25 protein-coding genes are annotated in these 23,321 nt (G+C 32.2%); 10 read left to right on the plus strand and 15 right to left on the minus strand.

What is annotated here, in order from left to right; translation table 11 throughout:
* Window position 1: 1 nt before the first annotated feature.
* From AAEO58_RS05485 to AAEO58_RS05500, 4 genes are all read right to left on the minus strand, one after another.
* Entirely contained in the window at window positions 2–382 is a 381-nt protein-coding gene (locus AAEO58_RS05485) for a PH domain-containing protein (protein ID WP_324068856.1), read from the minus strand.
* A 170-nt stretch (window positions 383–552) separates the two neighbouring features.
* Window positions 553–1,017 carry a hypothetical protein gene (locus AAEO58_RS05490; RefSeq protein WP_341682557.1) on the minus strand — a complete coding sequence of 155 codons (465 nt, stop codon included), beginning with the start codon at window positions 1,015–1,017 and terminating at the stop codon, window positions 553–555.
* Between the two features lie 68 nt (window positions 1,018–1,085).
* A complete protein-coding gene (locus AAEO58_RS05495) occupies window positions 1,086–1,820 on the minus strand; it encodes a ZIP family metal transporter (RefSeq protein WP_341682558.1) in 735 nt (244 codons plus the stop codon).
* Window positions 1,820–2,563, minus strand: coding sequence for an SAM-dependent methyltransferase (locus AAEO58_RS05500; RefSeq protein ID WP_341682559.1), 744 nt, complete (start codon window positions 2,561–2,563; stop codon window positions 1,820–1,822). The genes AAEO58_RS05495 and AAEO58_RS05500 overlap by 1 nt, the downstream gene beginning before the upstream one ends.
* A gap of 110 nt (window positions 2,564–2,673) precedes the next feature.
* On the opposite strand from AAEO58_RS05500, the gene AAEO58_RS05505 reads away from it, so the two are divergent.
* Together AAEO58_RS05505 and AAEO58_RS05510 are read left to right on the plus strand one after the other, a co-directional pair.
* Window positions 2,674–3,837, plus strand: coding sequence for a THUMP domain-containing class I SAM-dependent RNA methyltransferase (locus tag AAEO58_RS05505; protein WP_341682560.1), 1,164 nt, complete (start codon window positions 2,674–2,676; stop codon window positions 3,835–3,837).
* 83 nt (window positions 3,838–3,920) lie between these two features.
* Window positions 3,921–4,154, plus strand: coding sequence for a hypothetical protein (locus AAEO58_RS05510; RefSeq protein WP_133607754.1), 234 nt, complete (start codon window positions 3,921–3,923; stop codon window positions 4,152–4,154).
* Window positions 4,155–4,192: 38 nt separating this feature from the next.
* Here AAEO58_RS05510 and AAEO58_RS05515 read toward each other — a convergent pair whose 3' ends face one another.
* Together AAEO58_RS05515 and AAEO58_RS05520 are read right to left on the minus strand one after the other, a co-directional pair.
* Window positions 4,193–4,372, minus strand: coding sequence for a hypothetical protein (locus tag AAEO58_RS05515; protein WP_341682561.1), 180 nt, complete (start codon window positions 4,370–4,372; stop codon window positions 4,193–4,195).
* Between the two features lie 66 nt (window positions 4,373–4,438).
* Window positions 4,439–4,906, minus strand: coding sequence for a hypothetical protein (locus tag AAEO58_RS05520; protein ID WP_341682562.1), 468 nt, complete (start codon window positions 4,904–4,906; stop codon window positions 4,439–4,441).
* Between the two features lie 401 nt (window positions 4,907–5,307).
* On the opposite strand from AAEO58_RS05520, the gene AAEO58_RS05525 reads away from it, so the two are divergent.
* Window positions 5,308–9,348: a choice-of-anchor L domain-containing protein gene (locus AAEO58_RS05525; protein ID WP_341682563.1), complete on the plus strand. Its 4,041-nt coding sequence runs from the start codon at window positions 5,308–5,310 to the stop codon at window positions 9,346–9,348.
* 73 nt (window positions 9,349–9,421) lie between these two features.
* Here the strand turns inward: AAEO58_RS05525 and AAEO58_RS05530 are convergent, their stop codons facing one another.
* From AAEO58_RS05530 to rlmD, 4 genes are all read right to left on the minus strand, one after another.
* Window positions 9,422–9,988 (minus strand): outer membrane protein, encoded by a 567-nt coding sequence (locus AAEO58_RS05530; RefSeq protein WP_341682564.1) that lies wholly within the window; start codon window positions 9,986–9,988, stop codon window positions 9,422–9,424.
* A 1-nt stretch (window position 9,989) separates the two neighbouring features.
* Window positions 9,990–10,697: a DUF6048 family protein gene (locus AAEO58_RS05535; protein WP_341682565.1), complete on the minus strand. Its 708-nt coding sequence runs from the start codon at window positions 10,695–10,697 to the stop codon at window positions 9,990–9,992.
* Window positions 10,678–11,181, minus strand: a complete 504-nt coding sequence (locus AAEO58_RS05540; RefSeq protein WP_341682566.1) for a DUF6452 family protein — start codon at window positions 11,179–11,181, stop codon at window positions 10,678–10,680. Before AAEO58_RS05540 ends, AAEO58_RS05535 begins: the two co-directional genes overlap by 20 nt.
* Window positions 11,182–11,255: 74 nt before the next feature.
* Entirely contained in the window at window positions 11,256–12,668 is a 1,413-nt protein-coding gene (gene rlmD, locus AAEO58_RS05545; RefSeq protein WP_341682567.1) for a 23S rRNA (uracil(1939)-C(5))-methyltransferase RlmD, read from the minus strand.
* A 122-nt stretch (window positions 12,669–12,790) separates the two neighbouring features.
* On the opposite strand from rlmD, the gene AAEO58_RS05550 reads away from it, so the two are divergent.
* The 3 genes from AAEO58_RS05550 to rocD all read left to right on the plus strand — a co-directional run bounded on the left by AAEO58_RS05550 (window position 12,791) and on the right by rocD (window position 15,486).
* A complete protein-coding gene (locus AAEO58_RS05550) occupies window positions 12,791–13,489 on the plus strand; it encodes a DUF1003 domain-containing protein (RefSeq protein WP_341682568.1) in 699 nt (232 codons plus the stop codon).
* Window positions 13,490–13,520: 31 nt separating this feature from the next.
* Window positions 13,521–14,060, plus strand: a complete 540-nt coding sequence (locus tag AAEO58_RS05555) for a DUF1697 domain-containing protein (RefSeq protein WP_133607736.1) — start codon at window positions 13,521–13,523, stop codon at window positions 14,058–14,060.
* 145 nt (window positions 14,061–14,205) lie between these two features.
* Window positions 14,206–15,486, plus strand: a complete 1,281-nt coding sequence (gene rocD / locus AAEO58_RS05560) for an ornithine--oxo-acid transaminase (protein ID WP_133607734.1) — start codon at window positions 14,206–14,208, stop codon at window positions 15,484–15,486.
* 220 nt (window positions 15,487–15,706) lie between these two features.
* On the opposite strand, the gene AAEO58_RS05565 is transcribed toward rocD, so the two are convergent.
* The 4 genes from AAEO58_RS05565 to AAEO58_RS05580 all read right to left on the minus strand — a co-directional run bounded on the left by AAEO58_RS05565 (window position 15,707) and on the right by AAEO58_RS05580 (window position 18,522).
* Entirely contained in the window at window positions 15,707–16,576 is an 870-nt protein-coding gene (locus AAEO58_RS05565; protein WP_341682569.1) for a hypothetical protein, read from the minus strand.
* Window positions 16,577–16,895: 319 nt separating this feature from the next.
* Window positions 16,896–17,567 carry a hypothetical protein gene (locus AAEO58_RS05570; protein WP_341682570.1) on the minus strand — a complete coding sequence of 224 codons (672 nt, stop codon included), beginning with the start codon at window positions 17,565–17,567 and terminating at the stop codon, window positions 16,896–16,898.
* A 43-nt stretch (window positions 17,568–17,610) separates the two neighbouring features.
* Window positions 17,611–18,150, minus strand: a complete 540-nt coding sequence (locus AAEO58_RS05575; protein ID WP_341682571.1) for a YceI family protein — start codon at window positions 18,148–18,150, stop codon at window positions 17,611–17,613.
* A 15-nt stretch (window positions 18,151–18,165) separates the two neighbouring features.
* Window positions 18,166–18,522 (minus strand): c-type cytochrome, encoded by a 357-nt coding sequence (locus tag AAEO58_RS05580; protein WP_341682572.1) that lies wholly within the window; start codon window positions 18,520–18,522, stop codon window positions 18,166–18,168.
* Between the two features lie 26 nt (window positions 18,523–18,548).
* Between AAEO58_RS05580 and AAEO58_RS05585 the strand changes: the two genes are divergently transcribed.
* The 4 genes from AAEO58_RS05585 to AAEO58_RS05600 are packed head-to-tail and all read left to right on the plus strand — an operon-like array spanning window position 18,549 to window position 21,140.
* Window positions 18,549–18,953, plus strand: coding sequence for an OB-fold protein (locus AAEO58_RS05585; RefSeq protein WP_341682573.1), 405 nt, complete (start codon window positions 18,549–18,551; stop codon window positions 18,951–18,953).
* Between the two features lie 11 nt (window positions 18,954–18,964).
* Window positions 18,965–19,480, plus strand: a complete 516-nt coding sequence (locus tag AAEO58_RS05590) for an ankyrin repeat domain-containing protein (RefSeq protein WP_341682574.1) — start codon at window positions 18,965–18,967, stop codon at window positions 19,478–19,480.
* 3 nt (window positions 19,481–19,483) lie between these two features.
* Window positions 19,484–20,251, plus strand: a complete 768-nt coding sequence (locus tag AAEO58_RS05595) for a T9SS type A sorting domain-containing protein (RefSeq protein ID WP_341682575.1) — start codon at window positions 19,484–19,486, stop codon at window positions 20,249–20,251.
* Window positions 20,252–20,261: 10 nt separating this feature from the next.
* A complete protein-coding gene (locus AAEO58_RS05600; protein WP_341682576.1) occupies window positions 20,262–21,140 on the plus strand; it encodes a DUF5777 family beta-barrel protein in 879 nt (292 codons plus the stop codon).
* A 35-nt stretch (window positions 21,141–21,175) separates the two neighbouring features.
* On the opposite strand, the gene AAEO58_RS05605 is transcribed toward AAEO58_RS05600, so the two are convergent.
* Window positions 21,176–23,320 (minus strand): DUF3857 domain-containing protein, encoded by a 2,145-nt coding sequence (locus tag AAEO58_RS05605; protein WP_341682577.1) that lies wholly within the window; start codon window positions 23,318–23,320, stop codon window positions 21,176–21,178.
* Window position 23,321 lies beyond the last annotated feature (1 nt).

Here is a 23,321-nt window from a genome sequence, read left to right on the forward strand (position 1 = left end):
ATTATTTTAGAACATGGTGTGCTAAAACATTTTGCACATCATACACATTAACAGATTTATTGAATTGTTTCACAACGCTAGGATGTGCTTCACTGGAAACCCAAATCTTCAATTCAGCTTCTAAGTCAAAAGTTCCAGCTGTTTCTATACTGAAACGTGAAATGCTTTTGTAAGTAATCGATTTGTATTCTATTTTGCTACCTGTAATTCCTTGTTTTTCAACTAAAATTAATCGTTTATTGGTAAAAATGAAGGTATCGCGAATTAGTTTGAAACCCAACTCTATTTCTTCACCTGTAATTAAAAGTTTACCATACTCTTTTACTAAAGTTTCCTGATTTACAGCACCTGCATTGCCAAGAAGCGCAGAAAATAATCCCATATCAATTGTTTTAAATATTGTTCAAATTAAACGTTTTGAGGCTTATTTTTAGTCGCATTGTACAAATATTAAGCCATTACAAATATAACGAAACATTCTATTAAGGAGTGAATTTTTCTTCTGAAAATCCGGAAGTAGTCATTGAAGTAAGCAGCGGTTAAAGCCAATGCTTAATCTTCAAATCTTTTTAATACTTTTCTGTCTGAATAAGCTTCTTTCCATATTTCTATTTTATAAGAATCTTTAGGGTTTTCTTCGTAAGCAGTATTCAAATTTATCGAGTAAACACGTACTCTGTATTCTCCGTTTTCAATTTCTGTTTCCATTTCAACTTCTGAATAAGGACAATCTATTATTTGTAAAATTCCAGAATGAATTTTTAAACTTGCTTCTACTACATGGTCAAAGTCAGTGAAATTATCTATTAAGCTTTTAGAGTTTAAAATTTCAAATTCACATTCCACTTTACCTTCATCATTTTCAATTCCAATCCCCAATACTCCATCTTCAATTGCGAGTTTGTCTGCAAATGCGCTTTCTGACCAAAAATTTTCAGAACCTGTATTCCCATTTGCATTTTTGTCATTCAAGTAAAATTGTCTGTAATCTGTTGCGAATTTTAAATTTAATTTCATTTTTCTAATATGGTTTGCGGTCTTTAGCTAGGATTATGCACTTCATACATTTTATTTGATAAAATCTTTTAATGCGAATGCCCCATTTCAATTATGTATGCCAAAACAAAACCAAATACAATCATGGTGATTTTAGCCAAATTGAATTTATGCCCCTCGTTGCTTTCAAAAATAATAGTAGACGAAATATGAAATAAAATCCCTACTACCACAGACGAAATTTCCTTTGAGTAATGTTGGGCAAAATGCATTTGTTCTGCTAATAAAGTTCCTAGCGGCGTCATTAATGCGAATGAAAACATAAAAGCAAAAATCATCATTTTATTCATCTTTGCATTTATGAAAAACAAGGTCAAAATAATTGCGATAGGGAAGTGGTGAACCGCAATTCCATACGCTAAATTGTTGTTTTCGTGAATTGGGAAACCTTCTAAAAGTGCGTGAATACACAAACTGATAAATAATAACCACGGAATGTGATGCAATTCGTTATGCTCGTCAGTGTGTACGTGAACGTGACCATGTTCTGCACCTTTTGAGAAAAATTCCAATAAGATTTGGAATAAAATTCCAATCATGATGAATACACCAACTGGTAACGTGGCATGTGCTTCTTCGCCTTCGTGAAAGTGATTGTGTCCTTCGCTAAATAATTCAGGAAGTAAATGTAAAACGGTAAGCGATAATAAAAAAGCACCACTAAATGCCAACAATAACTTGATGTTTTTTTTCTTTTGAGGTTTTAAAAACAAAGCGATTAAAAACCCTAAAATAACGGCTGAAAAGGTGATGATATATTGCATTATTTAAAAATCATAATTAAACGTTCTGACTGTGTTTTAAAGAATTTTCGCAATTTATAATCGCCAAAAATATCCAAAAGATAAATACCCGCTTCTTCCATGATTTTTTCGAAATCTTCTAAGCGAAGTGCTTGTACTTTTTCGGTGAAATGAAACTTTTCGCCTTTATCTTCAAAATCAATTTCTTTGTAAATGTGTCCGTCTTTCAAATAACGTTTGATGTGAAAATCAATTCCGTCTACCGATTTTACTTCATCGGCAACCAAATTTTCCAAAACATAATCCACGTTCATAAAATCGATTACTGCAAAACCTGTTTCGGTTAAACTGTTGTGAATGGCTTTGATGGTTTTAAAATTGTCGGCATCGTCTTCAAAATAGCCAAAACTGGTGAATAAATTGAAAATCGCATCGTACTTTTCGTTACACGTTTCGCGCATATCGTGCACTTTGAAATGCAGTTTTTCATTAGCAAATTCAGATGCTTCTTTAATACTGTTTTCAGATAAATCAGCACCTGTAACATCAAAACCTAAAGAATTTAAATAAATCGCATGACGCCCTTTTCCACAAGCTAAGTCTAAGATTTTAGCGTCTTCTGGAAGGTTTAAATAATGCGTTAAATTGTCCATTAACAATTGCGCTTCTTCGTCGTTGCGTTCCTTGTACAAAATGTGATAATATTCGGTATCAAACCAAGATTCGAACCAATTTTCTGATACAGGCTTTTGAATTTCTGACATTTATTCTTTTTCTGGCAAATTAATCTTGCAAATTTAATGTATTTTTGCACAAGAATACCTTAATTATTGCGATTGCAATTGATTTTTGCAATTGAACTTGAAATTGAAGAATGGAAAATTATAAAATGACTGCCAAAACCTTCTTTGGTTTTGAAGAAATATTAGCTAGAGAATTACAAATTCTTGGTGCACAACAAGTGGAAATCGGTACACGTGTGGTGAGTTTTAAAGGCGATAAAGGATTTATGTACAAAGCCAATTTGGCTCTTCGTACGGCTTTAAAAATCTTAAAACCGATTAAAACGTTTAAAGCTCATAACGATAAAGCCTTGTATGAAGGTATTAGAGCGATTGATTGGTCGGATTATTTGACTGAACACAATACGTTTTTAGTAGAAACTACATTGCATTCTGAAAACTTCAATCACAGTCAGTTTGTGGCTTTGAAAACCAAAGATGCAATTGTAGATCAATTTAGAGATTTGAACGGAAAGCGTCCAAGTATCGATAAAGATTTCCCAGATTTACAAATTCACGTGCACATTGATAGAGATAATGTAACGGTTTCGTTAGATTCTTCAGGCGCTTCGTTGCACCATAGAGGTTATAGAACGGCTACGAATATTGCTCCAATAAACGAAGTTTTAGCAGCCGGAATGTTGATTTTATCAGGTTGGGAAGGAAAAAGTCATTTTTTAGACCCAATGTGTGGTTCGGGAACTATTTTGGCAGAAGCTGCAATGATTGCTTGTAACGTACCAGCGAATATTAATCGTAAGGAATTTGGTTTTGAAAAATGGAAAGATTGGGATGCCGAATTGTTTGATAACATTATGGAATCGTTATTAAAGAAAACACGCGAATTTCATTATACTATTAAAGGGTATGACAAAGCGCCAAGTGCGGTTTCAAAAGCAAAAGATAACGTTAGAAATGCCAATTTAGACGAATACATCACAATTTCAAATGAAAACTTCTTCGATTCAAAAAAAGAAACCGAAGGGCCATTGCACATGGTATTCAATCCGCCTTATGGTGAGCGTTTGGATATTGATATGGAGCGTTTTTACAGAGAAATTGGTGACACTTTAAAACAAAATTATCCAAATACCAACGCTTGGTTTATTACTGCGAATTTAGAAGCATTGAAATTCGTAGGCTTGAAACCAAGTAGAAAAATTAAACTTTTCAACGGAAAGCTTGAAGCACGTTTAGTGAAATACGAAATGTACGAAGGCAGTAAGAAAGGAAAGTATATTAATACTGAAGAGTAAAAGTAAAAAGTGAAAAGTGAAAAGTGAAAAGTCATTTTGACAATTTAACAGTTCAACAATTTATCAATTAAACATTTTAAACAATGAATAAAAAAGTAAAATCTTTCTTATATAACTTCTTAGGATTTGTGGTGATTTATTTACCAACATTATATTTAGTGGACGAATTCACGCATTTGAATGGACTTTGGATACCAATGACCGCTTTTATGGTAGCTTTAATTTTAGCTCCTAAATTTCAAGCGATTAAAACCCACAACGGTGAGAAAATCTACATGAAGTGGTTTTTTATAAAAGGTGTGAAAGAAATAGAATAAAAAAATCCCGAGTGTGAGCTCGGGATTTTTTATTAAGATTATTTTTTCTTGTTATTTACAAAAAGTGTTAATCCGTAGTAGGCTAATCCCATAAATAATAAATGCAATAGGATTTTTGGGAAGTTATAACTTGGATTTTCAAACAACAAGGCAATTGCCATATTGGCTAAAAAAAAGCTTAATAGGATTCGAATTCCAGTAATTCTTAAATATCTCATTTTATTGTTTTTAATATTATGTTCACGAGCGTGACGCTCGCGCTAGCTGGGAGTTATGGGCAGTATTTATTTTAAATCAGTAAATTTCATTTTTGCAATGTCTAAAATCATATTGACCACATTTAAAAAATCTTTCCAAGCAGTTTTGTCATCTTGGCTGCTCAAACAATGTACAGAATACTTTACCTCGGTATTTCCGACAACACTATTTGAAAAACTTATTTCAGTATCACTGCCATCGAGACACATTCTATTCTCCTTTATGATATCGCTTGGTGATATTTTTATAATAGCTTCTTTCAATTCTAACATTTTTTTATTTTCTATTGAATATTTCTTTTGCGATTCAGATGTTATCACAGAAACAAAAAAATGATTTTTATTTGGAGAATCTTTATTGATAAATATATCAATTTTGCTTTCACTTATTGCTGAATGACTATATGATAATCTTATAAAGTTAAGATTACTATCTTGGGAATAAAAATTCGTTGTGAATGATAAAATAAGTATTGACGTTAAAAAATATCTCATAATAGTACAGTGTTGTTCAAATATTGCTCATAACTTGTTTATATGTATGATAACCATCATACTTTTTTGTTTTATCAAATATAATAAAATAGTTACAACATTATAAATTCCACGCACAAAACAAAGTGCCACTTTTGTAACACTTTTTTATTATATTTTTTTGCTGTTGTAGTTTTGTTCTTCTTGTAAATTGTGATGAAATAACTTTGCGAGTAATTAAAAAGCAAGCTTTATTTGTTGTAAAATAGTACTGTAATTGGTAACCTTGTTTATGATAAATTTAGATTAACTATAAAAAGTATTTTTTTTAATTTTTTAAGGAAAATTCTTAAAGAAAGGTTTTGTGCTTGTGAAATTTAGTAATAATTTTACATAGTTTTTGTTAATCAATAATTACTGTAATGACATTCCAGAAAAAGCTATTTGCACTACTAATTTTACTTTTAAGTTTTCAGTTAAAAGCCCAAATTACAATTAATAATACCATTTATACTCCAAATCAATTAATTAATGGAGTCTTAGTTCCTCCAATGAGTGGTGTTACGATTTCTAATGTAGCTTACAGAGGTGTTTATGGTGATAATAGCAAATATCAAGTAGGTTATTTTTCAACAGCTACAACAACTTTAAGCCAGATGGGTTTTGCTAATGGAATTGTTTTAACCACTGGAAAAACCTCAGATATTCCAGCACCACTTGGAACGCCTACAACTCCACCTCCTTTGATGGATGAGTTTTATGCTGACTGTACTCCTGGATTAGTACAACAAGATGGGACATGTTCTACTTTTGTTAATGATTTAGCCGTATTAGCAGATGCTCAAGGGTATTATAATGCCACAATTTTAGAGTTTGACTTTGTAACTGTTCATACTTCAGTTACTTTTAGATATGTTTTTGGTTCTGAAGAGTATAATAACGGTGTTGATTCCAATTATCAATGTACCGAATTCAATGATAAATTTGGATTTTTAATTAGTGGCCCTGGTATTTCAGGAGGTCAAGGTTTTAGTAATGATGCTAGAAATATGGCTGTTTTACCAAATGGTTCTCAGGTTTCTATTAATTCTGTAAATGATGGCGTTATCGGTCCTGATGGAGATTCTTCCGCTTGTTTGCTTTCCAATCCTAATTGGGTTCAAAATGTAGTTTCACCTGAATTTTCGGGAAGAATTGATGGAACGCATTTAAATGGTAATACTCAGATTTTAACCGCTTCTCAATCTAATTTAACACCAGGACAAACGTATCATATTAAGTTAATTATTACTGATGTTTCCGACGGAAGTTTAGATAGTGTAGTTTATTTAGAAGGAGGTAGTTTTACTCCTCAACAATGTGATGCTGGTGTAAATCAATCGATATGCAATTCTACATCTACAAATTTAGCGGCAAATTCACCTGCAACTGGAACTTGGAGTGTTGTTTCTGGAACTGGAAATTTCACATCGAATACTTCTCCTAATACACAAGTAAGTGGATTGTCAGCAGGAGCAAATGTTTTTAGATGGACATCAAGTGATTTGAGTTGTTTTGATGATGTTACAATTACAGTCAATACTTCACCGGTTGTTCCAATTGTTAATGTTACTGCACCAACATGTACATCAAATGGCTCAGCTACTATAACCAATTATGTAACAGGTCAAACTTATACTTTCAATCCTGCAGGTCCAACAATTGCTTCAACTGGCGTGATTTCAGGAATGCTATTTGGAACACCTTACACTCTTACTACTGGAAACGGAAGTTGTGCTTCAGCAAATACAACTCCATTTAGTGTAAATTCGATTTTACCTACACCAGCCGCTCCAATTGTTAGCGTAACGGCACCAACATGTTCAGCAAACGGATTTAGTACAATCACTAATTATAATCCAACTTTAAATTATACTTTTAATCCATTAGGACCTACTATTAATTCTTCGGGAATAATTCAAGGAATGGTTTTAGGAACTAGTTATGAAGTAACAAGTACTAATTCATCATTATGTACTTCAGCAGTTTCAAATAGTTTTGTTAATAATCCAATGTTACTAGTTCCAGCTGTTCCATTAGTATCAGTTACTGCTCCAACGTGTTTAGCGAATGGATTTGCAAGGATTACCAATTATGTAGCAGGTCAAAGTTATATTTTTGACCCAGTTGGACCTTCAGTTGATGCATCTGGACTAATTTCTGGAATGACATTTGGGACATCTTATTTTGTTTCGGCTGGAAATGGAAGTTGCGCATCTGCAAATTCTACTTCTTTTGTAATAGCGCAACAATTACCTTTGCCAACAATAGTTAGCGTTACTAATAACGGACCAATATGTTCAGGTTCAACAGTAAGCTTTACTATAAATGCAAGTCCAAATACACAAGTAAGTTATTCTATTGATGGAAATCCTGCCCAAACCGTTGCAATTGATGCTTTAGGTGAAGGAGTTGTGAATGTTTCAGGAATAACAAGTAGTACAACATTAAGTACAATTAGTGTTTTTGATGGAATTTGTTCGTCGAATGTCGTGTTGAGTTCTACCGCTAATTTGTTTGCGGATACCACTATAACATTGGTTTCAGCAGCTAGTACAGCAAATCAATCAAGATGTGCAGATACGACAATTGATCCAATTCAATATCAAGTTACTGGCACTGCAACAGGTGTTTCTGTTTTAGGATTACCAGCAGGAATTACACACAGTTATGATGCTACAACTGGTTTGTTAACTATTTCTGGCGCTACAAATGTAGCTGGAGTATCAAGTTATTCCATTGTAACTACAGGTGGTTGTAATCCACAAGCAACAGCTTCGGGAACCATTACAATTACAGGACGTCCTGTTTTAACTTACACAGTAACTAATTCTATTTGTGATGGAAGCCCTTTAGATTTTATTTTAAGTAGTAATTTACCAAATACGACATTTATATGGAGTGCTACCATATCTAATGTTTCAGGAACTTTCGTTACTAGCGGAGATGAGTCGAATATTAATCAAATAGTCACACTTAATAATTCTGAGACTATTGGAACTGTTACTGTTAAAATTACACCTTATGCTAACGGATGTGCTGGTGATGAATCTGAAGCGATTACAATTACTATTAATCCAAACCCAGTTGTAGAAGTAGTAGCCGTTACAGATACTTCTGTGTGTTCAGCAACAAATGGTAATAATAATGTTCATGTTGAAATTTCAGGTAATATTAGTGGAATTACTTATAATTGGACTGCTATTACAAATGGTGTAACTGTTGTAGGAGGAACGACTTCAGGAACAATTACTGCTATATCAACCACAACAGGTTTTGATTTACAAATAATTACAAGTGATCCACTTGTAGCAGGAACAATTTATTTTGAAGTATCAGCCGTTAAAAATGGATGTGTTGGAAATACGCTTCAAAGCGCAATTGTAACGGTGAATCCAAATCCAGGAATTGCTGTTCCATCACCAGATAAAACCATTTGTAGTGGACAACCTACCAATTTAATGATTGATGTGTCGCCCTTGATAGCAGGAACAGAAATAGAATGGGAAGTACTAACTGTTGTAAATGTATCAGGAGCCAATATAGGTTCAGGAATTGCACCGCAGCCTATCAATGATATTTTGACCTCTACCCAAGGTGGATATGTAATTTACCGAGTTCGAACAAGTCTAGGCGAGTGCGAGGGTAGTTATACCGATTATAGAGTGAATGTAAATCCAGCACCATTACCAAAATTAGTAGATGGTAATATTTGTATTACAGCTGATGGAGAAGTTTATCAAACCTACACTTTAAATACAGGTTTAAATGATATTGATTATGACTTTGAATGGTTTGATAGTAATGGAGATACCATTCCAGGTGAAATAAATGCAACATTAGTAGTTGATGAAGCAGACACTTATAGTGTTATAGCTACAAATTGGTTAACAGGTTGTTCATCATCAATGGTTACAGCTACAGTAAGTGAAACAATGCCAGCAACTTCAATGACAGTAGTTCAAAGTGAATATTTTAGTGATAATGCTACTATTACCGTAACAGTTCCAGATGGAACCGGAACCTTACTATATTCGTTAGATGAAGGTTCGTTACAATCTTCTAATGTATTTACAGGTGTAAGTACAGGGCAACATTTAGTAACCGTTCTTGATACAGAGGGTTGTACATTTATGACACAATTAGTTACCATAATAGATTATCCAAATTATTTCACACCAAATGGAGATGGAATAAACGATACATGGAATATTATCGGACTGAACCAACCAGGAGCTAAATTGTACATTTTTGACCGTTATGGTAAATTGTTAAAACAGTTAAGTGCTACTGATGATAGTGAAGGTTGGGATGGAACGTATAACCAAGAACTGCTTCCATCAACCGATTATTGGTTCTCATTAGATTATACAGAAAATGGAGTCGCAAAACAATTTAAAGCACACTTCTCTTTGAAGAGATAAAATAATAAAAAAGGCAGTCTAAATGACTGCCTTTTTTATATATCATATTAATTTTTTATTATTGAAAGGACCATTAATTAAATTGATAACCTAATCCTATTTTTAATAAATTTACATTTGTATTGTATTTTGTTCTAGGGATTTCATCTCCAACATTAAGTACTATGTAATCATATTGAATTTGAATAAAAACATTTTTTAAAGCCTTGTATTTTAAACCAATATTAAAATCAATTCCACTTTGTGTGTCACTTTCATTGCTAATATCAAATCCATTGTTGCTTCCTTTGTAATTAAAAATCATTGAGGTATATCCTATGCCAATAAAAGGTTGGAATTTTTGAATATTAAATTCACCAAATATTTTAGGTTGAAGCATATAGTTGGTTACTTTATAATCTTGAAAGTAACTTTTATTATCAAAGTATAAAACCCCTGCGTTAAATGCTACCCCAACATTGATAACTTTTGAATTAATGAAACGGTATTTTACTCCAACATCAACGATGCTTTTATAATTTTCTGCAATAAAATTATTGTCAAAAGGTATTGGGTAATTTAATTCTACACTAAGTTTTGAATTTTGGCTGAATAAATTTAAACTGAATAATGTAGTAAGAACTAGAAATTTAATTTTCATTTTATTTTTTCTCAGTTGTAGTTTTGTTTTTCTTGTAAATTGGAATAAAATAACTCAAGGTGTAGTTAAATCCTGCTCCAAATTTTCCGTCATACGTTCGGTTGTAACCAGGTATGAAAAGGTTGTCAAAATTATCTGGTTTTTTGTTGGAAACCAAATAGTTCAATCGTACCGAAAAACCCATATAAAGGTTATTAAATAACTCAGCTTTGATACCACCTACAACTTCTAACCAACTTGCATTTAAGCCATCGAATTCTGCTCCTGAAATTATGGTGTTTTCTCCGTAATAGTTCGTTGGGTCATAAATGGTGTAGCTGTTTAAAGTTTGGCTAAAACTACTAACTCCATATCGCATTCCGGCGTAAATCATGTTTTCCATGTCGAGCCAGTTTTCAAACGAATTGTAATCAAAACCTACTTTAAAATATGTTCCTTTTGTAGTAAAGTTCAAGCGGTCATCGTCCACGGTTTTGTCTTCGTTTCCAATTTCACCTGCTATGTAAAAACGCTTGGTTAAACGATAATCTCCTACCACTTCAAAACCTCTATAGTCTTTTTCGTAAAACGAACGTGCTATTTTGTGTAAATCAACTCCCAAGCGCAAACCATAGCGTTCAGGATACATAACTTTTGCGGTGTCTTTAGTTTGTGCATTTCCTAATAACGAAATACAAACCAAGCTCAGACTAAAAATAAATCTTAACATGTACTTCATTTTCGGTTTCTATATTAGGTTGTATTACTTCAATGTTTTGAATCCAGTTGTTGCCATCAGCAGTTAATACAATTGGATTGATGTCATTTAAATAAAATAGTGTTTTATAGCCACAAGCACGAGAAACATATTCATTGATTCTTTCATAGTTAAAAGTAATCGCATCAATATTATCATTTGTAGAATTAGTGTCGCTTCCGTTTTGTGTAAAATTCAAAGTAGTAATATCAGCCGTTGTTCGCAATGGAACTTGAATTTTAGAAACTCCATTAAAAGGAATACCTTCTGTGAAAGTAGGTTCAATTACTCCTAAATTCGTAACATTCTTCAAAACGGTAGGATTAGCCGCATCGTAAAACTCAATTATTAAACGAGGTGTTACGGGCGTTCCTTCGGCACAAATATCATCTTTTTCGCAGTTCCAAAATGAAAGTGCTAAAAGTAAGGATAGGGTTATAACAACTATTTTTTTCATATTTATTTTATTCTGTCAGACTGAGCTTGTCGAAGTCTTTTTGTAACATTTCGACAGGCTCAATGTGACAAGTATTATCGTTTTTCTAAAAGAACCACGTTTTCCACATGATGCGTTTGCGGGAACATATCCACAGGACGCACACGAACTACTTTGTATTTTTCGTCCATTAAAGCTAAATCACGGGCTTGTGTTGCCGAATTACAGCTTACATACACAATTTTTGGTACATCAGTTTTTAATAACATTTCTACCACATCTTTATGCATTCCATCTCTTGGTGGATCGGTGATGATGACATCTGGTTGTCCGTGTTGGTTGATGAATTCGTCGTTGAAAACGTTTTTCATATCACCTACATAAAACTCACAATTCGTAATGTTATTGCGTGTTGCATTGGCTTTTGCATCAATAATCGCTTCTGGAACGGCTTCAACGCCAATTACTTTTTTCGCTTGTTTGGAAACGAATTGCGCAATAGTTCCTGTTCCGGTATATAAATCGTAAACGGTTTCGTTTCCGGTTAATCCAGCAAATTCTCTAGTAATTTTGTACAATTCATACGCTTGATCCGAATTGGTTTGATAGAACGATTTCGCATTAATACTAAAATGCAAACCTTCCATTTCTTCCAAAATATAATTACGACCTTTAAACAAAATAATGTCTTGGTCATACAACGTATCATTCAATTTCTGATTGATAACATATTGTAACGAAGTAATTTGTGGAAAACGCTCTGCCAAGAAATTCATCATCAATTCGATTCCGTTTTTATCGTTTTCATAAAACTGAATCAACACCATAAGTTCTCCGGTTGAAGCAGTACGAATCATTAACGTTCGCAATAAACCTTCCACAGCTCTTGCATTGAAGAACGTAAGATTATTTTCGTTTGCAAAACGTTTGATTTCGTTACGAATTTCGTTCGATGGATCTTCTTGTAAATGACATTTTTCAATATCTAAAATCTTATCCCACATTCTAGGAATATGAAATCCTAATGCATTTTTATTATCAAATTCAGTTCCCGATTGAATTTCCGCATCGGTCATCCAACGCGCATTCGAGAAACCAAATTCCATTTTATTTCTGTAGAATAATTGTTTTTCTGAACCTAAAATTGGCTCGAATTCTGGTAATTCAATCTTACCAATTCGTTTTAAATTATTATAAACTTCCTGATTTTTATAGAACAATTGTTGGCTGTATTTCATGTTTTGCCATTTGCAACCACCACAAGCACCAAAATGCTCGCAAACTGCATCAATTCTATGTTCTGAAAATTCGTGGATTTTAATTGCTTTACCTTCATAGTAAGCTTTTCTTTTCTTCATGGTTTGTACGTCTACCACATCGCCTGGCACTACATTTGGAAGAAATATTACTTTGCCATCAGGAGCTTTTGCTACCGATACACCTTTTGCACCTGCATCAAGGATTTTTACGTTTTCGAATACGATTTTGTCTGTTTTCTTTTTTCCCATGAGGCAAAAATAAGAATTGTTAGGTGGATTTGATAGGATTTTTTTGTTTTCTACTATTTTTAAAATCAATTTGATTGAATCCAATGGTTTTAATCGTAAATTAGCTAAAATGTTTTTGAATTATGAGAAGCAATAAAACTTTTATAAGTGCTATTTCAAATATTGAATTTCCTCTACAAGATCAGGTTTTTGGAAAAACCATAAGAACCTCTATTTTAAACCTAATTTTAGAAGATTATCCTAATTTTGACGTGAATGATTCTATTTCTATACAAGAATTGAATGTGTATCGTGAAAAATACATTTCAAAATACTTGCAAACCGAAATTAGAGAACTTTCTAATCTTGAGAAAGATGTCATCAAATCATTAGGAGACGATACTTCGTTTGTAGCCAAAATAGAAGATGAAGCAGATACTAGAAACTACGGACAAATAGTGGCTGATAAAGTGGCATCTTTTGGTGGAAGTTGGACATTTATTATCTCTTTTTTTATTTTTATTACCATTTGGATTGGTTCCAATGTAATTATTTTTACGAACAAAGAATTTGATCCGTATCCATTCATTTTATTGAATTTGATTTTGTCTTGTATTGCAGCATTACAAGCCCCTGTGATTATGATGAGTCAAAACCGTCAGGAAGAAAAAGACCGTGAACGTGCCAAGAAAGATTACATGATTAATTTGAAATCAGAACTTGAAATTAGAATGTTAGATGATAAAATTGATCATTTAGTTATGCACCAACAACAAGAGTTAATTGAGATTCAAAAGGTACAAATCGAAATGATGAACGATATTTTGAACCGAATTAAGTAGGAAATTCTATTTTTGCATCAAATTACACCAAATGAAAACCCACTTAGCCTTACTTCGCGGAATTAACGTTTCCGGACATAACATGATAAAAATGGACGTTTTGAAATCGCTTTTAGAAAATGCCGGATTTCAAAATGTACGCACTTATATTCAATCGGGCAATGTTTTTGTGGATTCGGAAGAAGAACATGGCGCCAGTGTTGGGTTTAAAATCAAACAAGAAATTTTCAAAGAATTAGGATTGGAAGTTCCTGTGGTGGTAATTGGTAAAGAAGATTTGGAAGCATGTTTCAAAAACAATTCTTATCTAAAAGAGAAAGAGTGCGATACTAAAAAATTGTACGTCGCTTTTATTTCGAAAGAATTGTCAAGTGGCGCTTTAAATGATTTAAAAATAAGTCAATTCAAACCCGATGAAGCCGCTATCGATAAAAGTAGAATTTACATCAAATACGCTGTTGGAGCAGGAAAAACCAGATTGGATCAAAAATATATTGAGAAAAAATTAAACGTTGTCGCCACAATTAGAAATTGGAATACGGTTACGACGTTGTTGGAAATGTTTGAATAAGAGTTGGGAGTTCGAAGTTGGGAGTTTGGAGTTTTTTCTTCCAGCATCCAAGTTCCATCTTCCAACAAAATTTACTACTTTTGTAATCGGTTGATTTCTCACCATAAAGAAGGAATTGCGATGTAACAATCAATAACAAAATTTTATGTCAGTTTTAGAAAAAATGAGTTCGGCTGAAGCTATTGCATTAGAAGACAAGTACGGTGCACACAATTATCATCCACTACCAGTAGTTTTGAGTAGAGGAGAAGGAGTTTATGTTTGGGATGTAGAAGGAAAGAAATATTACGATTTTCTTTCGGCTTATTCTGCGGTAAATCAAGGACATTGTCATCCAAAAATTGTAGGAGCAATGGTGCAACAAGCCCAAACTTTAACGTTAACATCAAGAGCATTTTACAATGATAAATTAGGGGTTTACGAGCAATTTGTAACCAACTATTTCGGATTTGATAAAGTATTACCAATGAACACGGGAGCTGAAGCAGTAGAAACCGCTTTAAAATTGTGTAGAAAATGGGCATACGAGAAAAAAGGAATCAACGAAAACGAAGCACAAATTATCGTTTGTGATGGTAACTTCCACGGAAGAACTACCACAATCATTTCATTTTCAAATGATGAAAACGCACGTAAAAACTTCGGACCATATACTGCAGGATTTATTAGCATTCCTTATGATGATATTGAAGCTTTAGAAAAAGCCGTAAATTCCTCAAAAAATATTGCTGGATTCTTAGTAGAACCTATTCAAGGGGAAGCAGGCGTTTACACTCCATCAGAAGATTTTCTTAAAAGAGCAAAAGCAATCTGTGAAGCCAATAACGTTTTATTCATTGCTGACGAAGTGCAAACAGGAATTGCAAGAACGGGTTCGTTATTAGCAGTTTGTGGCAATTGTACTTGTGAAGCAAAATGCGAAAAACAAGCTACTTATACTCAACCAGATATTTTAATTTTAGGAAAAGCATTATCAGGTGGTGCTTATCCAGTTTCGGCGGTTTTGGCAAATGATAGCATTATGAATGTAATCAAGCCAGGACAACATGGTTCTACTTTTGGAGGAAATCCGGTGGCGGCTGCGGTTGCTATGGCGGCTTTAGAAGTAGTTTCGGAAGAAAGTTTGTCTCAAAATGCTAGAAAATTAGGAAAAATCTTCCGTGAGGAATTAGCAAAGTTTATCGAGACTTCAAACATTGCTACTTTAGTAAGAGGAAAAGGATTATTAAATGCTGTGGTAATTAACGACACAGAAGAAAGCGACACCGCTTGGAACATTTGTGTTCGTTTAGCAGAAAACGGTTTATTAGCAAAACCAACACACGGAAACATCATTCGTTTTGCTCCGCCGTTAGTAATGACAGAAGAGCAATTGAGAGACTGTGTTGCGATTATCATCAATACTTTAAAAGAGTTTGAAAAATAAAAAAGAAAATCCCAATTGAAAGATTGGGATTTTTTTTCTTTATACTTTAAGAATGGCGAGTAGCCATAAACTGCTATTTAACGTTCCCAGGCTTTGCGAGGTTGCGGACTAAAGAAGCCGAAAACTTTCGGTTAAACACTGAACTTAAAGATACAAAACAAACTTTAAATTAAGCCCAAAACCCGCAATCTTGCAAAACCTGTGTTAGCAGAAGATTTAATTAATCAAGTTGTTTCCAATCAGGATTTTTTTCAGTTACCCAAGAAAAAGCCTCACCATCTAATTTTTCAACATCGTGTTTCCAATTATCATTTTCAGATTTTGGGTTATCATACAAGTAGAATATTTTGTTATTCTTTAGGTTACAAGCTATTATTAAATTATAAATTGGACGAAAACTTTCTATTTCTCCTTCAGCATAAGCAGTTGTTATATAATCTTCACCATTAATTTTAGCGGAACCATAATTTAGACAAATGGGATTTGCGAAAGTAAATTTTGTTTTTAAATTACTTTGTAATTTTTCAATTGCAGGTTTTGTTTTTTTGTCAATGTAACTTTCTCCTAAAATAAAATCTTTAGTATTTTTTTCATTATCAGAAATTAATAAATACTTATCACAATCACCAGCACCACTTCCACATACTCTTCCATAAATTGCATAAGCTTGTTCAGTTAATTTAATTAACTCGTAATTTCTAATTCCTTCTTCAAGTTCAGGGTCATCAAAAAATGATTTGTTCTCACTTATTTCTTTAATCAATTCTTCTTTTGAATTACATTTTTTTAAAACTTCAAGAACTTTGTTTTTATCTATTTCAATACAAGTAAAATTTTTATTATCCTTAATTATTTTGTTAAATTCTTTTATAAGCTCAATTTTTTTAGGACTATTATTTTGGAATTCTTCAACTACGGAAACTACATAGAAATGTTTTAAAAAATCTACAGAATTTGTTTCATTAATTGAACTTTTAAGTTCAAAAAGTTCATCTGTCGAATTAACTTCAGTAAAATTTTTAATTTCTTCTTTTTTAGCACAAGAAACTAATGTAATTGTTAATAGTGAAAATAATAAAATCTTTCTCATAATAAATTAGATATTTTAGTTGACCTACTTTTATTTTTATAGTCGTTTTTTCGGCTTTCTCGACTTTATAATTCCTTAATAACGTTGTTTTTCCTTTTTATTGTCAAAATTTTCTGCTAACTTGTATATATGTCTGACAAAATCAGACTTATCTACCCAATTTTGGGTGTATATGTCTGACAAACGTCAGTTTTATCTTTGTTCAAAAATAATAAAAAAATCTTACAAATAATAAAAAGACTTTCTACATTATCAGATTGTAACAAACAAAAAAAGCACCGATTTCTCAGTGCTTCTTATATCATAAATGAAGTTAGTATTACATACCGCCCATTTGTTTTTGGAATTCTTCCATAGTTGTTTTTGTGTAACCTTCACCAACTTTAAAAGCTTCGGCAGGAACTTCTTTTGAAAATTTAGTGGCTTTCATAACCATTTCTCCTTGAGCAGTTTGTGTTGTAATTTCTAAAGGGTAACCAGCAAGTTTTAATTTAGATTCTGTTGCACTTATTTGTGGTACAATTGCTTCAGTAATGTAGAAAGTACTTTTTGTACCATCATTCATATTTACCGTAGCTTTGTAACATTTAAAACCTGCAATTTCTTTTGTGTCTTTTTTATCGTAAACAATATCTTTTGCATTGTCTAAATTTGTAATGCCATTTGCGTTCTTTGAAGCTTCTTCTCCAGCATCAGTAATTTCATATTTCATACCCATTACTTCAACCGTCATTTTCGAATCTTTTTTATTCTCATTAGGAACGATGGTTTTCATTAACATCATACCACCCATCATACTCATATCGGTAGCTTGCGTTTTTTCATCAAAGTGAACTGTTATAGTACTTTCACCCATAGCCGCCATTTCTTCGCTAACATTAGGCATTGTCATACTGTAAGTTACAGAACCTTTTTTTAATTGTGTTTGAGCAGTAGCTGTAATTCCTACAAATAATAAGGCAGTTAATGCAATTTGTGTAAGTTTTTTCATTTGAATAGTTTGTTTGAATAATATTGGTAAATATAATAAAATACTATTTCAATACAAATTCAAAACGAACATTTACTTTTTTGGTAACTTTTTTGCTAACCACACTTGGAATTTCAATGTCGAAATCGTCTGTATTGACACTAAAGTCTGATACAATTTCTATGCCATCTTTACCTTTTTTAATTTTTGCTGTAATGGCAATATCTTTTGATTTTCCATGTAGTTCTAATTTACCTTTAATGGTATAGTTGTTTGGAGTTGGAGTTAGTTTAGATAAGTCAAAATTCTCTATTTTTCCTTTAAAAGTTGCTTTGGGAAATTTGTCGCTTTCCACATAATTTTCATTAAAATGTTCTTCCATTAAAGCGACTTTAAATCGGAATCCCTTCAGTAAAGCTAAAGAAGCTATTTCACCTGTTTTCGTATTTAATACACAAGAAACACCTGAATTTTTGGCTTTTACTTCTTCAAATGAAGGTACCGAAGCTTCAAAAGTTATGGTTCCGGTTTTCGTAATTAATTTGTCTTGTGCAAAGCTGAGGCTACTAATTAAAAGTAAAGCCATAATTATTTTAGTTTTCATAATCTTAAAATTTAGTTATTGAGGAAAATCGGCATTTTGCCATGCTATAATAATATTTATATCATTTTGAGATAATCTAGGACCACCAAGCGGCATGGCTCCAGATGTTCCTTCTGGTCTTGAAATTCGGTCAATTAAATTATTTAAAACCGAAGCCTTCACATTTTCGTAAGTAGTTAAAGAATTGGGCGCGCCAAAATTGGTTGGATTTCCATGGCAATTCAAACAGTTGTTTTGAATTATGGGTCTCACATCATTTTGATAACTTATTGAAGTTGGAATGTCGGTTTCTGTTAAGTCGGAAACACTGTCTTCGCTACAACGTGTAAACGTTACTAAAATAAGAGCTAGAATTGGGAGTTTTTGTATCATTTTTTTCATTTTAAAAAGTATTAGTTATGAATAGAAAATTAAAATTTAGATTAGGACTAGGTGTCGCTTTGGTATTACTTTCTGCCATTGTTGTTTTGTATTTTTATATGTATCAATCCCATCGCAATATTGATGCTGAAAAAGCCGCTTTTGAAACTAGTGTGAGTGAATTATCGCAACGTTTTATCAATAATCCTGATTCTTCAACGGTAACTTATGCTGACCAAACTATTTCCATATACGGAAATGTTACAGCATTGGATTTAAAACAAAACACGATTACGCTAGATAACAAGTTAATCGCTACTACTTCTAAAGATGAAATGAATAGCGCTAAGATGGGAGAATTGGTAAAATTAAAAGGACGATTTATTGGCTATGACGAATTGTTCAACGAGCTACGAATGGATCAATGTACAATAGAAGAATAAAAATGAAACGTATGAAATCAATTATTTTAATCATTGCTTTTTTGGGATTTTCTCCGGTTTTTTCTCAAGTCACTATTTTTGATGTTGCCAGAAGAGGAACAGTTGCCGAAATGACTTCTTTATTAACAGCACAACCTCAATTAATTGAAAGTAAAACCGCTCAAGGATTTACGCCTTTGATTTTAGCCTGTTACAACAGTAATGATGATGTAGCTACTTTTCTAATTCAACAAAAAGCCAATTTAAATAATGTGAGCCCAAATGGAACTGCATTAATGGCTTCGGTAGTTAAAAAAAATCAAAAATTAGCAAAACTATTACTAGACCACAACGCTAATCCCGATTTACAAGATGGAAATGGCTTTACTGCTTTGCATTATGCTATTCAATTTAGAAATTATGAAATGATAGCACTTTTAATGCAATATCAAACTCAAATTGACATAAAAGATAATTTGGGAATGACGGCAAAAGCATATGCAATCAACTTAAAAGACGAAAAAATACAACAATTATTAAAACTATAGATTATGAAAAAAATTACTTTTTTATTTTATTTTTTAGCCACTTTTTACAGTTCGGCACAAGGGTATTCAACTGGAACAATTAGTTTGAATAATGCAGCAGGTGTTGCTATGACAGCTAAGATAGATGTAAACACTTTGGTAACGCTTACTTTAACTGGACCCTCTAATCGCTGGTTTGCTTTAGGTTTTGGAGCTAGTTCAATGACCGCAGGAACAGATGTAGTGGTTTGTCATGCAAATACTGTGGCATTGCCTTCATTTGATCGATATCTAACTGGGTTTTCAGCACCAGTCTCAGATCCAACTCAGCATTGGACAGTAACATCAAATACAGTAAGTGGCACTGTTAGAACTATTATTGCTACTAGAGTATTGAGTACGGGAGACACAAATGATTATACATTCTCATCCAATCCAAATCCAATAAGTTTGATTTGGGCTTACGGAAGTACAGCAAACAGCTACACTTTATCGTATCATGGTGGAAGAGGAGTTACTTCGGCTAATTTTACTTTAGGAAACAACGATTTTGTATTATCAGAATTTAAGATGTATCCAAATCCTGCTAAAGACTATGTTACTATTGATTTATCTGATTTAACTCCTAATGCAACCGTTTTAATATATGATTACTTAGGAAGATTGGTTAAAAAGGAATCACTAAATACAACTTCTTCAAGAATAGAAACATCCAATTTACAAAAAGGAACGTATATAGTTAAAGTTGATTCTGATAATGGATTAGCTTCTAAAATTCTAATAGTTGATTAAAACAAATTTTATGAAAAAAACATTCTTTTTTGCCTTGATGTTCCCATTTTTGGGATTTGCCCAAGATGATTTATTAAGTGAAATCGATTCTGTACCTCAAAATCAAAAGGTAGAATCGGCTTTTAAATCGTTAAAAATTGTGAATTTAGAATCTACAAAATTAGCCGCAAAAGGTGATTTTTATTTTGTGGTAGCCCATCGTTTTGGATTTGTAAATAATGGATTTGACGATTTTTTTGGATTGGACAATGCCAATACCCAACTAAAATTTCTTTACGGAGTAAATGATTGGTTAACAGTTCATATAGCAAGAAGTGGTTTTCAAGAAACCTATGATGCAGCGGCAAAATATCGTTTGTTTTCGCAAGGAGAAAATAATTTCCCAGTAACTATTGTTGGATTTAATAGTGTTGCCGTTAATACCGAATTAAAAGAGGAAGATTATCCAAAATTAGAATTTGAAAATCGTCTGAGTTTTGCTACTCAAATTTTAATTTCCCGAAAATTTTCAGAAAAGTTATCTTTGGAATTAGCACCAACCCTTTTTCACGAAAATACATTACGTGATGTTTTAGATGAAAATAATATGGTAATTTCTCCAAATCCTCAAGAAAATACACAATATGCAATAGGAATTGGAGGTCGTTATAAGTTAACTAAACGTTGGTCGTTTAATGTAGATTATGTTGCTCATTTAAATCGCGCTAACGAATCTATTTATAAAAACCCGCTATCGATAGGTTTTGATTTAGAAACTGGCGGACACGTTTTTCAAATGCATTTTACTAACGCAACGGCAATGCATGAAACAGGTTATCTAGGACAAACAGTAGGTGATTGGGGAAAAGGCGAGTTTGGTTTTGGATTTAATTTGGTACGAGTTTTTTAAAGCATAAAAAAAACCGAGCTTAGCTCGGTTTTTTTTTAATTCTTCTTAAGTAATACTTTCTCTTGTGAAAATTGATATGCTGCATCTAAGAAGGCAATCATTTTTTTCCAATTGGCATTAGGTTCGTACGAATTGATGTAATTTTTTGTGGAAACAATAACTAATTTATTGTCTTTTATTTCGGCTTTGCTCACAAAACTTCCGGTTTCATTTTCCACTTTTACGTTTAGTTTTTCTAAACCACTAACAGTATATCCCTCAGGAATATCTAAGTTGATAGTATATTCAAAAGAACGTGGGAAAATGGTATAAATATTATTAGTTCTTTCGTATTCTTTTTCTTCAATATCTACTTGTGAACTGATGAATTTTCCAATATCTAAAATATAATTGTTTCCTGCTTTTTTGATAAAATTTGAAGTAATAGTGAAGTTTTCTGTAATCACTAATGGTTCATTGATTGCAAATCTTCCTGTTTTATCAACCTTTAAATCATGTTTGTCAACTTTAATGTCGTATTCTTCTTCAATTTCCTTTTTGAATTTTTCAACCTGATTTTGTTTGAATTTTTCAATTAAAGCAGCGTATTCTTTTTTGTATTTGTCTTTGTCTTTTTGTTTTCGAACTAAATCTAAAACTGGACTAGTTCCATATTTTTCATAATCTTCACTAATATAATCATAGAAGAAAATTTTGCTATTGTGCTCAAACTCTTTATTATGACCATATAATGAAGAAATTTTTGTGGCATTTGCAGTTGTAAAATCTTCATTTACTGAAAGATTAGTTGTCACTTTTGTGACGTTGTCTTTATAGGTTAAACCTGGAAGTTTTATTTCTTCAATATCACTTACTTTTTTACTTTTTGAAACTTTTAAAGCATAAGCTTTTGTGTTTTCTAAAGTACTGTCAAATTGATTTGGGATAGAAAAAGGATCAAAAATTCCGAAATAAATAGGACTTTCTGTATTTACTTTTAAAAGAATTCTAATGTTTTCCTGAATTAATACATCACTTATTGGTCCATTTTCTCTTCCCGTAGCAACTATGATATCAAATTCGATTTTTTGCTTTTTTAGAAATTGCATGAAATAATTAATGAACTGCTCCTCTTTTGTAAAGAAAACAGGATCATAACCATAAAGTCCAAAAGGATTCATAATATTAGCATCGTTAATTACAAAAGCTTCAATGTATCTTGTGTAAAATTGATGACGCATAAAATAATATACAGCGTTTACTTTTTCTTCATTAGATTTAAAGTTTTTACCTTTTAAAAAGTTTTCTACATCATTTAAATTGCCTGATGGATAAAATTTGGTATCATAATAATTAAAAATATCTTCTTTAGAAACTGTTCTTTTAATGATGCTTTCTTTTTCAGGTAAAAAAGCGGCAGCTCTTTGTTCAAATTTTCCCGAACGCGCAAAATAAACTTGAAATTTATAACAAGGAAGTTCTACTAATGGTAAAAACCATCTTGGAAAATCATTTTTTGGAATATCAGTTGCTACAATTTCATATTTACGTTCGCCACTTTTATCTAAAGGAATTTGTTTTAATTCGGGACCATTATTGTAAGTGTTGAAGTTAACAAAGAAATCATTTTCGGTTTGAAAAGTTAATTTGTAATTTAAAATGGGATAACTTTCACCAAGTGTTCTTTCTACTACATCAAATCCAAATTCATAAGTAGAACTGAAGGTTTCTGTACTATAATTATAGAAATCAATAATGTCGCCAATTTCTAAATTTGGAACCGCAATTTTTTTCTCCTTGTCAACGGTAACGGCTTCTTTTTCAGTATTAATAATGTTTTCGGTTCCGTTTGGTTTAATAATTTTTATACCAATAACTGTTTTTATTACTGCTCCATATCTTGGATTTAATTTTTCAGAATAACTAAATTCTGAAAAACTTGTAACGGCAGCTTGATCGTTTAGTTTTACTCTTTTTCTGTATGCCGATCTAAAAGTTACGCTTTTACCAAATTTATGAAAATCATAATCTTCATATTTGTAAATTACTACTGCAGATTCGTTTTTATACTTATCTGGAACAGTATTTTGGCTTTTGTATTCGTCGTTTTTGCCCCAAAAGAAATCTTTAATTTCGTCTTTTGTTTGCGCTTGTGAAAGACTAACCCAAATAAAGGTTAGTAGGAATAATTTGAATTTCATT

Origin of the sequence: Flavobacterium helocola (assembly GCF_038289885.1) — a bacterium.
GTDB lineage: Bacteria > Bacteroidota > Bacteroidia > Flavobacteriales > Flavobacteriaceae > Flavobacterium > Flavobacterium cheniae.